The 1,098-nt window shown below is 69.9% G+C and carries 1 protein-coding gene and 1 pseudogene; both read right to left on the bottom strand.

Features of this window, described 5'->3' with window-relative positions:
• On the bottom strand, positions 1 to 710 hold a 710-nt coding region (locus ACWDNU_RS46705), incomplete at its 3' end, for an ABC transporter permease (RefSeq protein WP_449673562.1).
• Between the two features lie 23 nt (positions 711 to 733).
• Positions 734 to 1,098, bottom strand: a pseudogene (locus tag ACWDNU_RS46700) (ABC transporter); the annotation flags it as partial.

Here is a 1,098-nt window from a genome sequence, read left to right as displayed (position 1 = left end):
CACCACAGCATGGCGAGCAGCGCGCTGTCCCCGATCGGCGTGCCCATCAGCAGCCCGCGCATCGTCTCGATCACCGGGGTCACCGGCTGGTGCTCGGCGAAGGTGTGCAACCAGGTCGGCATCGTCTCGGTTGGCACGAACGCGCTGCTCACGTACGGCAGGAACATGAAGAAGAAGGTGAAGCCGTTGGCCGCCTCGGGATTCCGGGCGAGCAGGCCCAGCGCCGCGGCGAGCCAGGACAGCGCGAAGACGAACATCGCGAGCACCCCGAGGACACCGAGCCAGCGCAGCGGATCGGTGGTCGGCCGGAAGCCGAGCGCCACCGCCACCCCGATCACGACGGCGGAGGTGAGCAGGTTGCGCAGCACGCTCTCGGCGACATGGCCGGTGAGCACCGCCGACCGGGCGATGGCCATGGTGCGGAACCGGTCGATGATGCCCTCGGCCAGATCGGTCGACAGCGCCACCGCCGTGGTGGAGGCGCCGAAACCCGCGCACAGCAGGATGATTCCGGGCACCACGTAGTCGATGTAGGGGCCGGGGCCCGCCTGCATCGCGCCGCCGAAGACGTAGACGAACATCAGCAGGATCATCACCGGCAGCGCGATGGTCATGATCATCGTGTCGGGACTGCGCACGGTGTGCCGGATATTGCGGTCCAGCATGGTGATCGAGTCCTGGGCGATGTGCACGGGGGACTGGGTGGTCATGGTCGGTCTCGTTTCGTGGGAGTTCAGGCGGCCGACGCGGCCCGGTGGGCGCGGCCGGTCAGCGCGAAGAAGACGTCGTCGAGGTCGGGGGTGTGCACGCTGAGCTGGTCGATGGCGATGTCGAGCTCGGCGAAACGGTCGAGCAGCCGCTTGATCTCGACCGCGCTGCCGTCCGAGGGCACCTGCAGGGTCAGCTGTTCGGGGTCGAGGTGGCCCGCCTGGTCGCCCACGGCGTGCGCGGCGGCCGCGAGCAGGTGCTGGTCGGCGAAGCGGAACCGGAGGTGCCCGCCGGGGACGAGCCGTTTGAGCTCCTCCGGCGTGCCGTCGGCGACGATGCGCCCGCCGTCGAGCACGGCGATCCGGTCGGCCAGCTGGTCGGCCTCCTCCA

This window comes from Amycolatopsis sp. NPDC003676 (assembly GCF_053587275.1).
The sequence above is the reverse complement of the archived record's forward strand: the minus strand, read 5'-3'. Positions and strand labels throughout refer to the sequence as shown.